Origin of the sequence: uncultured Piscinibacter sp., assembly GCF_937952055.1 — a bacterium.
GTDB lineage: Bacteria > Pseudomonadota > Gammaproteobacteria > Burkholderiales > Burkholderiaceae_C > Piscinibacter.
Genome location: NZ_CALFYO010000019.1, coordinates 363376 through 376638, shown reverse-complemented (window position 1 = coordinate 376638; position 13263 = coordinate 363376). Strand labels below are relative to the sequence as shown.

Here is a 13263-nt window from a genome sequence, read left to right as displayed (position 1 = left end):
CGCCATGAACGCCACCCAACGTCCCTTCCGCATCCCCGTGGTGGCCGCGCTCGGCCCCGGCAGCCAGGAGGAGGACGAGCAGCTCGACTACATGAGCATGCCCTCCGGCATGGAGACCTACCGCCCGCCTCTGCTGCCCGAGCCCGAGGCGCTGGCCGGCCATGCGCTGGCGCGCGAAGTGCTCGCCGCCGTGCTGGAGGCGGTGACCACCGCCTGCCAGGGCGGCCGACCTGCGCCGATCCGCCTCGACGGCCTGCCGCCCGAGGAGCTTGCGCTGGTCAACCAGGTGCTCGGCGAAGGCGAGGTCGGCGCCCAGGTGCTGGCACGCCCGGAGACGCGCCAGTTCGGCGATGACGCGGTACGGGTGCGCGTGCAGGAATCGGTGTTCGCCGGGGTGTGGCGCGTCGTCGCCATCGACGACGACGGCGCGTTGCGCGACCGCATCGAGGTCGGCGCGATCCCCGCGGTGCTGCTCGACGCCGCCCGCGAGGACGCGAGTGCGCCGCGCGTGCCGCCGCAACCGTTGCCGGACGGCCTGGTCAACGTGCCGAGCCTGCTGTTCGAGCTGGCCGAGCAGCGCGCGCGCTGGGCGCCGGGGCACGACGCGCATGTCGTCAACCTCACGCTGCTGCCGCTGGTCGCGGACGACATCGCCCATATCGACCACCAGCTCGGCACCGGCCGCGTGCTGATCCTCTCGCGCGGCTACGGCAACTGCCGCATCAGCAACACGCTGGCGGAGAACACCTGGCGGCTCGTCTACTACAACTCGCAGGACAAGGTGATCCTCAATGCGATCGAGGTCAGCGCCGTGCCCGAGGTGGCCTGCGCCGCGGCCGAGGACCTTGCCGACACGCAGCAGCGCCTGGGCGAGGTACTGCAGTGGGTGATGCAGCCATGAGCCTCGCCACTCGCTTCGAAGGCAGCTACCTCGGCGACGCCGCGCGGCTGCCGCCGGGAGCGCGGCTGGAGTGCAAGATCTGCTGGTGGGTCTATGACCCGGCGCAGGGCGACCCGGTCTGGCAGATCGAGCCCGGCACCGCCTTCACCGCACTGCCCGCGCACTGGCGCTGCCCGCAGTGCGACGGCGCGGCCGAGCAGTTCATGGTGCTGCAGGCCGGCACATGAACGAACTCGCCGCGCGCGCGGAGGCGCTGCAGCAGGCCTACGCGGGGATCGTGTGCACGCGCATGGCCGGGCTGCCGCTCGTCCACCCGCGGCTGAAGGTGGCGACAGTGGACTTCCGCGCCGACGCGCAGGGCGACACCGCCCTCGGCGTGCTGCTCACGCCCTGGTGCATGAACCTGGTGCGGCTGCCGCTGCGCGATGGGATGCCGATGCTGGCGGTCGGCGAGCGCGGCACGCGCGACATCGGCTCGCGCCGCTTCGACTTCATCGGCGCGCACGAAGCAGGCGTGGGCGGCTTCGAGGCCTGCTCGCTGTTCTCGCCGATGTTCGAGTTCGCCGACCAGGCGGCGGCGCTGGCCACGGCGCAGCAGGCGTTGAAGGCATTGCGCACCCTGCAGCAGCCCGCACAGCCGGCGCGACGCGGCTTCCTGTTCGGTCGTTCGCCCGGGGCGAGCGCATGAACCTGGCCGGCCGCATCCGCCTGCGCCCCGGCATGGCGCTGCCCACCATCGTCAGCACTCGGCCGCTGCTCGCGGCGCGCATCGCCCGCGGCCGGCCGGCCGGCGAGCTGCCCGCCGTGCTGGGCTCGCTGTTCTCGATGTGCGCCCATGCGCAGCGCGGCACCGCGCGGCGCGCGGTCGCGGCAGCCGCAGGCGAGCCCGCGCTGTCGAGCAGCGCCGAGCGCGCCGCCCTGCAGGCCGCCACCGCGCGCGAGCACGCGCTGCGCATTGCGCAGGATTGGCACCGCCTGCTGCCCGGCGCCCCCGCGGCCACGCCGACGGCGGCACTGCGCGGCTGCCCCCTGTGGGACGCCGCGCTGGCACCGGCCGAACAGTTGCGGGCGCTGCCCGCGTGGCTGTCGCGGCACTGGCTGGGCGAACCGGTCGCGGCCTGGCTGGCGGCGCATGCGGCCGACCCGGCCGCCTGGGCCGAGCGCTGGTGCACGCACATCGACACGTCACCGGCGCGGCTGCTGCGTTCGCAGCGGCAGGCCCTGCAGGCGATCGCCATGCCCTTTCGGCCGCTTCGCCTGCTCGACCAGCCGCTGCTCACGCTGCCGCGCCTGGCCAGGCGCATGGCCGAGGAGACCGGTTTCTGCGCCGAGCCCGACTGGCAGGGCGCCCCCGCCGAGACCGGCCCCTGGACACGCAGCGTCGACCCGGCCCCGCCGGCGCCGCACAATGCATGGATGCGACTGATCGCGCGCCTCGTCGACCTGCTGCACCTGGCCGTGCCGGCCGGCTGCGAGCGGCTGGCCGAAGGTGCGCTGCCGCTCGGCCGCCACGAGGCGGTGGCCTGGACCGAGACGGCGCGCGGCCTGCTGGTGCACTGGGTGCGGCTGGAGGATGCACCGCAGGGGGCGCGCGTGGCCGACTGCCGCGTGCTTGCGCCCACCGAGTGGAACTTCCATCCGCGCGGCGTGTTGGCACGCACCCTGGCGTCGCTGACTGGCGACGACCGTGCTGCGCAGGCGACACGCGCCGCAGCGGCCTTCGACCCCTGCGTCGAGTTCGAGGTGGAGTCCACGATGGAGCCGGCCCATGCATGAGCTGAGCCTGGCTGGCGGCATCGTCAAGCTGGTCGAGGACGCGGCGGCGCGCGACCGCTTCACGCGCGTCTCCAGGCTGCGGCTCGAGGCCGGCGCGCTGTCCGGGGTCGAAGTGCGCGCGCTGCGCTTCGCGCTCGACGCGGTCGCGCCCGGCACCTGCCTCGAAGGCGCGCAGATCGACATCGACGAGCCGCCCGGCACCGCCTGGTGCCTGCGCTGCGCGACGAGCATCACGATCGCCGCGCGCACCGACGCCTGCCCGCGTTGCGGCGGGCACCAGATCCAACCGACCGGCGGGACCGAGCTGCGCGTGCTCGACCTGCTGGTGCACGACGACTGAAGGAGTACCCGCCATGTGCGTCGTCTGCGGCTGCGCCAACCCGGGCGCCACCCATCCCGAGCATGCCCACGTGGCCGTCGATGCGAAGACGGGCGACCTGCATTACGGTGCCGGCGCGGCGCGCGTGTCGGTGCCCGGCATGAGCCAGGCGCGCGCGATCAGGCTCGAAGCCGACGTGCTCGGCGAGAACAACCGCATCGCCGCCGCGAACCGGGCGCATTTCGCGGCACACGACGTGACCGCGTACAACCTCGTCTCCAGCCCCGGCTCAGGCAAGACGACGCTGCTGTGCGCGACCATCGAACACCTGAAGCGGATGGCCCCCGCGCTGCCGCTGGCAGTCATCGAGGGCGACCAGCAGACCAGCCACGATGCCGACCGCATCCGCGCCACCGGCGCGAGCGCGATCCAGGTCAACACCGGCAAGGGCTGCCACCTCGATGCGCAGATGGTCGCCGACGCCTTCGCGCGGCTGGCCCTGCACGGCCACCATCACGACCACGCGGAGGACCATCCCCCACACGATCACGCACACGCCGGCTCGCTGCTCTTCATCGAGAACGTCGGCAATCTGGTGTGCCCGGCGATGTGGGACCTCGGCGAGGCGGCGAAGGTCGCCATCCTTTCCGTCACCGAAGGCGAGGACAAGCCGCTGAAGTACCCGGACATGTTCGCCGCCGCGACGCTGATGGTGCTGAACAAGACCGACCTGCTGCCGCACCTGGACTTCGACGTGCCGAAATGCATCGCGTACGCGCAGCGCGTCAACCCGGGCATCGAGGTGCTGCTGGTGTCGGCGAAGACCGGCGCCGGGCTGGACGCCTGGGTCGAGTGGCTGCTGCATCCGGGCGCCTGATGGACCGTCTCGCCCTGCTGCCGACCCGTGCCCCCGCGCGCGCGCTGGGCTGTGGCGCCTTCCTGAAGAACCGCGCCGGGCGGCTGGACGGCACGCGCTTCGACTGGTCGGCCCAGCACGGCGACCTCGGCGAGGCCGACGCCTGCCGCGCCCTCGACGCCTCGGTCGAGGCGCTGGTCGCCGATGGCGCGGTCGACGTGCTGGCGCACGACCTGCACCCGGACTTCCACAGCACGAGGCTCGGCGTCGCGCTCGGCCATCGGCTCGGCGTGCCGGCGGTCGGCGTGCAGCACCACCATGCGCACATCGCCGCGGTGATCGCCGAACGCGGCCTGACGCAGCCGGTGATCGGCATCGCGCTGGACGGCGTGGGCCTGGGCAGCGACGGCGGTGCCTGGGGCGGGGAGCTGCTGTGGGTCGATGGCGGCGTCGCCGCGCACCGCTGGGCGCGTGTCGCCCACCTGCAGCCGATCGCCCTGCCCGGCGGCGACGTCGCGGCCCGCGAGCCCTGGCGGCTGGCGGCGGCGGTGCTGCATGCGCTCGGCCGCGGCGCGGAGATCGAGGCGCGCTTCGGCAGCGTGGTCGGTGCGGCCACGGCGCGCGGCCTGAAGACGATGCTCGATCGCGGCCTGAACTGTCCGCCGAGCAGCGGCGCCGGCCGCTGGTTCGACGCCGCCGCCGGCGCGCTCGGCCTGAGCGTGCGGCAGGCCCACGAGGCCGAGGCGGCAATCGCGCTGGAGAGACTCGCCAGCCGGGCGCTGGACGACGGACGGAAGGCCATGTCCTTCGCCTCGTCGCTGGACCTGCGCGGCGTGGTCGCCGAGCTGTTCGACGTGCCGCGGGACGACGATGCCGCCCGCGCCCGCGCCGCCCTGCACTTCCACGGGGCGATGGCCGACGGCCTCGCCGCCGCGGCGTTGCAGGCCGCACGGCAGCGCAGCGTCGAGACGGTGGTGTTCGGCGGCGGCTGCTTCCTCAACCGCGTGCTCAGCGAACGCCTCGCGCAGCGCCTGCAGTCGCACGGCCTCGAGGTGCACGCCCCCGGCGCCACGCCCTGCGGCGACGCCGGCCTCGCGCTCGGCCAGGCGTGGGTGGCGGCCTGCTCGGTCGCCGCTGCCGCCACCGCGCGCAGCGCGCCGCAAGCCCTCGAACTGGAACGCTGACCATGTGCCTTGCCCTGCCCGCCCGCGTGGTGGAACTTCAAGACGCCGAGCAGGCCGTCGTCGAGCTCGGCGGCGTGCGCAAGACGGTGTCGGTGGCGCTGACGCCGGAGGCGCGCGTCGGCGACTACGTCATCGTCCACGTCGGCCACGCGATCGGCCTGCTCGATGCGGAGGAGGCCGAGCGCACCCTGGCGCTGTTCGCCGAGCTGGCTGCCTCGGAGCGCGCCGCATGAAGTACGTCGAGGAGTTCCGCGACGGCGAGGTGGCGCGCGCGTTCGCCCAGCGCATCGCCGCCGAGGCCGATGTCTCGCGCCGCTATCACTTCATGGAGTTCTGCGGCGGACACACCCATGCGATCTCGCGCTACGGCATCACGGAGCTGCTGCCCGCCAACCTGCGCATGATCCACGGACCCGGCTGCCCGGTGTGCGTGCTGCCGATCGGCCGCATCGACCAGGCCATCGCGCTGGCGCTCGAGCGCGGCGTGATGCTCGCCACCTATGGCGACGTGATGCGCGTGCCGGCGAGCGAGTCGCTCTCGCTGATGCGCGCCAAGGCCCGTGGCGCCGACATCCGCATGGTGTACTCGGCCGCCGACGCGCTGAAACTCGCCCGTGAGCATCCCGACCGCGAGGTGGTCTTCCTCGCCATCGGCTTCGAGACCACCACGCCGCCCACCGCGCTGGTGATCCGCCAGGCCCAGGCCGAGGGCATCGGGAACTTCAGCGTGCTGTGCAACCACGTGCTCACGCCCAGCGCGATCACGCACATCCTCGAATCGCCCGAGGTGCGGCAATACGGCACCGTGCCGATCGACGGCTTCGTCGGGCCGGCGCACGTCAGCATCGTGATCGGATCGCGGCCCTACGAACATTTCGCGCAGGAGTACCGCAAGCCGGTGGTGATCGCCGGGTTCGAGCCGCTGGACGTGATGCAGGCGGTGCTGATGCTGGTGCGCCAGGTCAACCAAGGCCGTGCCGAGGTCGAGAACGAGTTCAGCCGCGCGGTGACCCGCGAGGGCAACCTCGCCGCGCAGGCGGTGGTACAGCAGGTGTTCGAGCTGCGCTCCAGCTTCGAGTGGCGCGGCCTCGGCGAGGTCCCCTACTCGGCACTGAAGATCCGCCCCGCCTTCGAGCGCTTCGACGCCGAGCGCCGCTTCGGCCTCGCCTACAAGAGCGTGCCCGACCACAAGCAGTGCGAGTGTGGCGCCATCCTGCGCGGCGTGAAGCGGCCGACCGACTGCAAACTGTTCGGCACCGTGTGCACGCCGGAGAGCCCGATGGGCTCGTGCATGGTGTCCTCCGAAGGCGCCTGCGCGGCGCACTACACCTACGGACGGTTCCGCGACATCCCCGTCGTGGCCGCATGAGTGCATGAAGAAGGACTACGTTCGCCCGATCGACTTCAAGCACGGCCGCGTCGACATGAACCACGGCGCAGGCGGTCGCGTCTCGGCGCAGCTGGTGGAGGAGCTGTTCGCGCGTGCCTTCGACAACGACTACCTGCGCCAGGGCGACGATGCCGCGTTGCTGCCGGCGCTGCAAGGGCACCGCCTGGTGATGGCCACCGACGGCCACGTCATCTCGCCGCTGTTCTTCCCGGGCGGCGACATCGGCTGCCTGGCGGTGCACGGCACGGTCAACGACGTGGCGATGCTCGGCGCCACGCCGCTGTACCTGAGCGCGAGCTTCATCCTCGAGGAAGGCTTCGCGCTCGCGGACCTGAAGCGCATCGTCGAGTCGATGGCCGCCGCGGCGCGCGAGGCCGGGGTTCCCATCGTCACCGGCGACACCAAGGTGGTCGAGCAGGGCAAGGGCGACGGCGTGTTCATCGCCACCACCGGCGTCGGCATGCTGCCGGATGGCCGCAGCATCAGCGGGCGCCGCGCGCGGCCGGGCGACGCCGTGCTGGTCTCCGGCACCATCGGCGACCATGGCGTGGCGGTACTCTCGAAGCGCGAGTCGCTGGAGTTCGAGACCACCATCGCGTCCGACACCGCGGCGCTGCACACGCTGGTGGCGCGGCTGCTGGCCGCCGTGCCCGAAGGCAGCGTGCGCACGCTGCGAGACCCGACACGCGGCGGCCTGGCCACCTCCCTCAACGAGATCGCGCGCCAGTCCGGCGTGGGCATGCTGCTGCAGGAGGCGGCCATCCCGGTGAAACCGCAGGTCAACGCAGCCTGCGAGCTGCTCGGGCTGGACCCGCTGTACATCGCCAACGAGGGCAAGTGCATCGTGGTGTGCGATGCGGCCGTGGCCGACGGCGCACTGGAGGCGCTGCGCTCGCACCCGCTGGGCCGCGAGGCGGCGCACATCGGCACCGTCACCGACGACCCGCAGCATTTCGTGCAGATGGCCACGGCCTTCGGCGGCCGGCGCGTGGTGGACTGGCTGTCCGGCGAACCGCTGCCGCGCATCTGCTGACCGGAGCCCCTCAGCGCATGCAGCGCCACGAGTTCCGCAGGACCGACGCCGGCCACGCCGAGATCCGCAGCGGTGCGCGACAAGCTGTCGGTGTTCCTCGGCCGCCAGCCGGCCGACCGGCTGGCGCGGCGCATCGCGCAGGGCCCATGGCATGAAGCTGCTGCTGCTCTGCCATGCCTTCAACGGCCTCACGCAGCGGCTGCACTGTGCGCTGCGCGAGGCAGGGCACACGGTGGCGGTGGAACTCGACATCGCCGACGCGGTGACCGAGGAGGCCGTCGCGCTGGCTGACCCGGACCTCGTCATCGCACCTTTCCTCAAGCGGCGCATTCCCGAGTCGGTGTGGTCGGTGCGCCCCTGCCTGGTGGTGCACCCCGGACCGCCCGGCGACCGCGGACCGGCGGCGCTGGACTGGGCCGTGCTGCGCGGTGATGCGGAAGGCGGCGTCACGGTGCTGCAGGCCACCGCCGAGTTCGACGCCGGGCCGGTGTGGGCCTTCCGCACCTTCCCCCTGCGCCCCGGCGCGAGCAAGGCGAGCCTGTACCGCCACGAGGTGACGCAGGGCGCGGCGGAAGCGGTGCTGGAGGCGCTGTCGCGCTGGCAGCCGGGCGCGGCCGGCCCCGGGAGCATGCCGGCGCTGCCGGCGCCACCGGCCTGGGGCGGCGGCTGGCAGGGGCCGGTGCCGAGGGCACATCGCTGCATCGACTGGACGCGCGACGACACCACCACCGTGCTGCGCAAGATCCGCAGCGCCGACGGCCACCCGGGCGTGGCCGACACGTTGTTCGGGCGCGCCTGCCGGCTGCACGATGCGCACGCGGCGACGGCTGCGACCTTGCAGCGCGCGCCACAGGGCGCACCGGGCGCCGTGGTGGCCACGCGCGGCCCGGCGCTGCTGCGCCGCACGGTCGACGGCGGCGTGTGGATCGGCCATGTGCGCGCCGAGGCCGCGCCGGGTGAGCCGGCGCTCAAGCTCGCCGCCACGCGCGTCTTCGCCGCCGCGTGCGCTGCGCTGCCGGCGCTCGAGGTGCCGTTGCCGCACGACGTCGACGAATGGGACGAGCTGCGCTACGAGGAGACCGGCGCACCGGGCCAGCGCGTCGGCTGGCTCGCCTTCGACTTCCACAACGGCGCGATGTCGACGCGCCAGTGCGAGCGCCTGCGCGACGCCCTGCGCTTCGTGCGCACGCGCGCCACCCGCGTGCTGGTGCTCGAGGGCGGCGCCGACTTCTTCAGCAACGGCATCCACCTGCACGATATCGAGGCGGCCGCGCAGACGCCGGGCGACGGTGCGGCGGACGCCTCCTGGCGCAACATCAATGCCATCGACGACGTGGTACTGGAGATGCTGACGATGACCGACCGGCTCACGGTCGCGCTGCTGCGCGGCAACGCCGGCGCCGGCGGCTGCTGGCTGGCCTTCGCCGCCGACCGGGTGTGGGCGCACGAGGGCGTGGTGCTCAACCCGCACTACAAGAACATGGGCAACCTGTACGGCTCGGAGTACTGGACGGCCACGCTGCCGCGTCGCGTCGGCGAGGCCCGTGCTGCCGAGGTGGCGCAGCGCGTGATGCAGGGCCGGCTGCCGATGTCGGCGGCTCAGTGCGCCTCGCTCGGCCTCGTCGACGCCGTATTCCCCGCGGGTGGCGAGGCGCTGCGCCGGCGCGCCGCCGCCGAGGCCGAGTCGCTGGCCGCGGCGTGCGATCATGGCGAACACCTCGCGGCCAAGCAGCGGCAGCGCGACGCCGACGAGGCGCGCCACCCGCTGGCGGGGGCCCGCGAGCAGGAACTGCAGCAGATGCACCGCAACTTCTACGGCTTCGACCCGAGCTACCACGTGGCACGCCACCACTTCGTGACCCGCAAGCCGCACGCCTGGACGCCGCGGCACCTGGCCACCCATCGACCATGAGCGCGACCGTCCTTCTGGTGGACGACGAGGTGCGCTCGCTCGACGCGATGCGGCGCACGCTGGAGGAAGACTTCGAGGTGCTCACCGCCACCGGGGCCGACGAGGCGCGCGAACGCATGTCGCAGCATGCGGTGGACGTGATCCTGTGCGACCAGCGCATGCCCGGCCTGACCGGCGTGGAGTTCCTGCGCGAGGCGCGCGAGCGCTGGCCCGATGCGGTGCGCATCGTCATCTCGGGCTACACCGACAGCGAGGACATCATCGCCGGCATCAACGAGGCCGGCATCTGGCAGTACATCCTCAAGCCCTGGGTGCCCGACCACCTGCTGCAGACCGTGCGCAGTGCCGCCGAGGCACGCACGCTGCAGCATGGCCTGGCGCGGCTCGAGCTCGAGCTGCGCAGCGGCCACGGCCCGCTGCGCGCCAAGGGCCAGGCGAAGCTGGCGCAGGCCCGCAGCGCCTTCGACTTCGACCGCATCGTGCGCGCCGCGGGCAGCCCGCTCGATGCCGTGTGCGAGATGGCGCGGCGCCTGGCGCGCCACGACCTGTCGGTGCTGCTTCTCGGCGAATCGGGCACCGGCAAGGAACTGATGGCGCGCGCCATCCACTACGCCAGCCCGCGCGGCGCCGGCGCGTTCGTGGTGGAGAACTGCGCGGCCATCCCCGACACCCTGCTGGAGAGCGAACTCTTCGGCCACAAGCGCGGCGCCTTCACCGGGGCGGTGGATGACCATGTCGGGCTGTTCCAGCGCGCCCACGGCGGCACGGTCTTCCTCGACGAGATCGGTGAGACCTCGCCGGCCTTCCAGGTGAAGTTGCTGCGCGTGCTGCAGGAGGGCGAGTTGCGGCCGGTGGGTTCGACACGCTCGATTCCGGTCGATGTGCGCGTGATCGCCGCCACGCATCGCGACCTGGAGGCCGACGTGCGCTCCGGCCGCTTCCGCGAGGACCTCTACTACCGCATCGCCGGTGTGACCCTGGCGATGCCGCCGCTGCGCGAGCGCCCCGGCGACATCGTGCCGATCGCCGAACGGCTGCTCGCCGACGTGGCGGGCGAACTGGCCCTGCCCGTCTCGAGCTTCGACGACGATGCGCGGGCGGTGCTGATGAGCTACCCCTGGCCGGGCAACATTCGCGAGCTGCGCAACGAGATCGCCCGCGCGCTCGCCCTGAGCGAAGGCGACAAGGTGCATGCGCGCGCCTTCTCGCGCAAGCTGCTGCACGGCCAGGCCGGCGCCCATGCCGAAAGGCTCAACGGCCAGGCGCTGCCTGCCACCGGCACGCTGGCCGAGCGGCTCGACTCGATCGAGGCCATGGTGCTGCGCGAGACGCTGCTGCGCCACCGCTGGAACAAGACGCGCGCCGCGCAGGAACTGGGTCTGTCGCGCGTGGGCCTGCGTGCCAAGCTGCAGCGCTTCGGGTTGGAGGACAAGTCATGAAGGTGCTGTGGTTGCAGTCCGGCGGCTGCGGCGGCTGCAGCATGTCGCTGCTGTGCGCCGACACGGCCGACTTCCCCGCCATGCTCGAGGCCGGCGGCGTCGAGTTGCTGTGGCACCCGTCGCTCTCGCTGGCCAGCGGCCGTGAGCTGATCACGCTGCTGGAGGACTGCCGCGACGGCCGGCGGCAGGTCGACGTGCTGTGCGTCGAAGGATCGCTGCTGCGCGGGCCGCACGGCAGCGGCCGCTACCACCTGCTGGCCGGCACCGGCGTGCCGATGATCCAGTGGGTGCGCGACCTCGCCGCGGTGGCCACGCACGTGGTGGCGGTCGGTTCCTGCGCGGCCTGGGGCGGCATCACCGCCACCGGGCCCAACGTCACCGAGGCCTGCGGGCTGCAGTACGACGGCGACCGCCCTGGCGGCCTGCTCGGCGCCGAGTTCACGGCCCGCGGCGGCCTGCCGGTGATCAACGTGGCCGGCTGCCCCACCCACCCCGGCTGGGTCGTCGACACGCTGATGGCGCTGGCGGCGAACCTGTTCAGCGCCGAGGACCTCGACCCGCTTCGTCGCCCGCGCTCGTACGCCGACCAGCTGGTGCACCACGGCTGCACGCGCAACGAGTACTACGAGTTCAAGGCCAGCGCCGAGAAGCCGTCGGACCTGGGCTGCATGATGGAGCACATGGGCTGCAAGGGCACGCAGGCGCATGCCGACTGCAACACGCGGCTGTGGAACGGCGAGGGCTCCTGCACGCGCGGCGGCTACGCCTGCATCAGCTGCACCGAGCCGGGCTTCCAGGATCCCGGTCACCCCTACCACCAGACGCCCAAGCTGGCCGGCATCCCGATCGGGTTGCCGACCGACATGCCGAAGGCCTGGTTCGTCGCGCTGGCCTCGTTGTCCAAGAGCGCGACGCCCAAGCGCGTGAAGAGCAACGCCACGGCGGACCACGTGGTCGTTGCCCCGGCCGTGCGAAAGACGCGGCTCAAATGAGCAGGCTGGTCGTCGGCCCCTTCAACCGCGTCGAAGGCGACCTCGAGGTACAGCTCGACATCGCCGACGGCCGCGTGGCCTCGGCGCGCGTCAACGCCCCGATGTTCCGCGGCTTCGAGCAGATGCTCGTCGGCCGCGAGCCGCACGACGCACTGGTGATCGTGCCGCGCATCTGCGGCATCTGTTCGGTGTCGCAGACGGTGGCGGCGGCGCGCGCGCTTGCCGATGCGGCAGGCGTCGAGGTACCGCCCAACGGCGTGCACGTGATCAACCTGATGCTGGCCTGCGAGAACCTCGCCGACCACCTGTCGCACTTCTACCTGTTCTTCATGCCCGACTTCACGCGGCCGCTCTATGCCGAGCGACCGTGGTTCGCGGAAGGTGTGCGCCGCTTCGCCGCGATGGCCGGCACGCACGCGCGCGCCGCGCTGGCGGCGCGCCAGCGCTGGTTCGAGATCATGGGCACGTTGGGCGGCAAGTGGCCGCACACGCTGAGCATCCACGGCGGCGGCAGCGCAAGGGCGGTGGAAGCGGCCGAGCGCATGCGGCTGCTCGTCAAGGTGCGCGAGTTCCGCGCCTTCCTCGAGCACACCACCTTCGGCGCGCCGCTGGAGGAAGTGGCGGAGCTCGACAGCGAGCACGCACTGCAGCGCTGGCACGCCGGCGATCCGCTGCGCGGCGACCTGCGCTTCTTCCTCACCGTCGCCGCCGACCTCGGGCTCGAGGCGCTCGGGCGCGGGCCCGGGCGCACGCTCAGCTACGGCGCCTACCGTCAGCCCGACGGCTCGCACGCGTTCGCCGCCGGCGTGTGGAACGAGGCAGCGCAGGCGCTGCAGCAGGTCGACCTCGACGCCATCCGCGAGGACGCCAGTCACGCCTGGCTGGCCGGCGACACGCCGCTGCACCCGCGCGAGGGCCTCACCGAGCCGCTGGCCGACAAGCCCGGCGGCTACAGCTGGAACAAGGCGCCTCGGCTGGCCGGCGCGGTGGTGGAGACCGGCGCGATCGCGCGCCAGCTCGCCAGCGGACAGCCGCTGGTGCGCGACGCCGTGGCACGCAGCGGCGCCAACGTCGCCACCCGCGTGCTGGCGCGTCTGCTCGAACTCGCCCGCGTGCTGCCGATGACCGAGCAGTGGCTGGCCGCACTCGTGCCACGCGAACCCTTCTTCCACCCCGACCGGCTCGCCGGCGACGCCGACGGCGTCGGCCTCACCGAGGCCGCGCGCGGCGCGCTCGGTCACTGGGTCAGCGTGCGCCATGGCCGCATTGCGCGCTATCAGATCGTCGCGCCGACGAGCTGGAACTTCTCCCCGCGCGACGCCGCGGGCACGCCCGGCGCGCTGGAGGCCGCGCTGGAAGGCGCCCCGGTGCGACCCGGCGAGGACACGCCGGTGGCCGTGCAGCACATCGTGCGCTCCTTCGACCCGTGCATGGTCTGCACCGTGCATTGAGGAACCCGGT

14 protein-coding genes are annotated in these 13263 nt (G+C 72.9%); all 14 read left to right on the top strand.

Annotated elements, in window-relative coordinates:
- Positions 1-4 precede the first annotated feature (4 nt).
- The 14 genes from Q0599_RS09215 to Q0599_RS09150 all read left to right on the top strand — a co-directional run bounded on the left by Q0599_RS09215 (position 5) and on the right by Q0599_RS09150 (position 13253).
- The gene (locus Q0599_RS09215) at positions 5-901 is read left to right on the top strand and encodes a hydrogenase expression/formation protein (protein ID WP_298828640.1); all 897 of its coding nucleotides are present in this window, start codon (positions 5-7) and stop codon (positions 899-901) included.
- On the top strand, positions 898-1128 hold the full coding sequence (locus Q0599_RS09210; RefSeq protein ID WP_298828637.1) for a rubredoxin: 231 nt from the start codon (positions 898-900) through the stop codon (positions 1126-1128). The genes Q0599_RS09215 and Q0599_RS09210 overlap by 4 nt, the downstream gene beginning before the upstream one ends.
- A complete protein-coding gene (gene hybE / locus Q0599_RS09205) occupies positions 1125-1589 on the top strand; it encodes a [NiFe]-hydrogenase assembly chaperone HybE (RefSeq protein ID WP_298828635.1) in 465 nt (154 codons plus the stop codon). Before Q0599_RS09210 ends, hybE begins: the two co-directional genes overlap by 4 nt.
- On the top strand, positions 1586-2677 hold the full coding sequence (locus tag Q0599_RS09200; RefSeq protein WP_298828633.1) for a hypothetical protein: 1092 nt from the start codon (positions 1586-1588) through the stop codon (positions 2675-2677). Before hybE ends, Q0599_RS09200 begins: the two co-directional genes overlap by 4 nt.
- Positions 2670-3017 carry a hydrogenase maturation nickel metallochaperone HypA gene (gene hypA / locus Q0599_RS09195; RefSeq protein ID WP_298828631.1) on the top strand — a complete coding sequence of 116 codons (348 nt, stop codon included), beginning with the start codon at positions 2670-2672 and terminating at the stop codon, positions 3015-3017. Before Q0599_RS09200 ends, hypA begins: the two co-directional genes overlap by 8 nt.
- A gap of 13 nt (positions 3018-3030) precedes the next feature.
- The gene (hypB, locus tag Q0599_RS09190; RefSeq protein ID WP_298828629.1) at positions 3031-3873 is read left to right on the top strand and encodes a hydrogenase nickel incorporation protein HypB; all 843 of its coding nucleotides are present in this window, start codon (positions 3031-3033) and stop codon (positions 3871-3873) included.
- Positions 3873-5036: a carbamoyltransferase HypF gene (locus Q0599_RS09185; RefSeq protein ID WP_298828627.1), complete on the top strand. Its 1164-nt coding sequence runs from the start codon at positions 3873-3875 to the stop codon at positions 5034-5036. The genes hypB and Q0599_RS09185 overlap by 1 nt, the downstream gene beginning before the upstream one ends.
- A gap of 2 nt (positions 5037-5038) precedes the next feature.
- Positions 5039-5269: a HypC/HybG/HupF family hydrogenase formation chaperone gene (locus Q0599_RS09180; RefSeq protein WP_298828624.1), complete on the top strand. Its 231-nt coding sequence runs from the start codon at positions 5039-5041 to the stop codon at positions 5267-5269.
- Positions 5266-6405 (top strand): hydrogenase formation protein HypD, encoded by a 1140-nt coding sequence (gene hypD / locus Q0599_RS09175; RefSeq protein ID WP_298828622.1) that lies wholly within the window; start codon positions 5266-5268, stop codon positions 6403-6405. Before Q0599_RS09180 ends, hypD begins: the two co-directional genes overlap by 4 nt.
- 4 nt (positions 6406-6409) lie before the next feature.
- Positions 6410-7459, top strand: a complete 1050-nt coding sequence (gene hypE / locus Q0599_RS09170) for a hydrogenase expression/formation protein HypE (RefSeq protein WP_298828620.1) — start codon at positions 6410-6412, stop codon at positions 7457-7459.
- Positions 7460-7610: 151 nt separating this feature from the next.
- Entirely contained in the window at positions 7611-9371 is a 1761-nt protein-coding gene (locus tag Q0599_RS09165; protein ID WP_298828618.1) for an enoyl-CoA hydratase-related protein, read from the top strand.
- Positions 9368-10810, top strand: a complete 1443-nt coding sequence (locus Q0599_RS09160; protein ID WP_298828616.1) for a sigma-54 dependent transcriptional regulator — start codon at positions 9368-9370, stop codon at positions 10808-10810. The genes Q0599_RS09165 and Q0599_RS09160 overlap by 4 nt, the downstream gene beginning before the upstream one ends.
- On the top strand, positions 10807-11802 hold the full coding sequence (locus Q0599_RS09155) for a HupU protein (RefSeq protein WP_298828614.1): 996 nt from the start codon (positions 10807-10809) through the stop codon (positions 11800-11802). The genes Q0599_RS09160 and Q0599_RS09155 overlap by 4 nt, the downstream gene beginning before the upstream one ends.
- Positions 11799-13253: a nickel-dependent hydrogenase large subunit gene (locus tag Q0599_RS09150; protein ID WP_298828611.1), complete on the top strand. Its 1455-nt coding sequence runs from the start codon at positions 11799-11801 to the stop codon at positions 13251-13253. Before Q0599_RS09155 ends, Q0599_RS09150 begins: the two co-directional genes overlap by 4 nt.
- Positions 13254-13263: the final 10 nt, after the last annotated feature.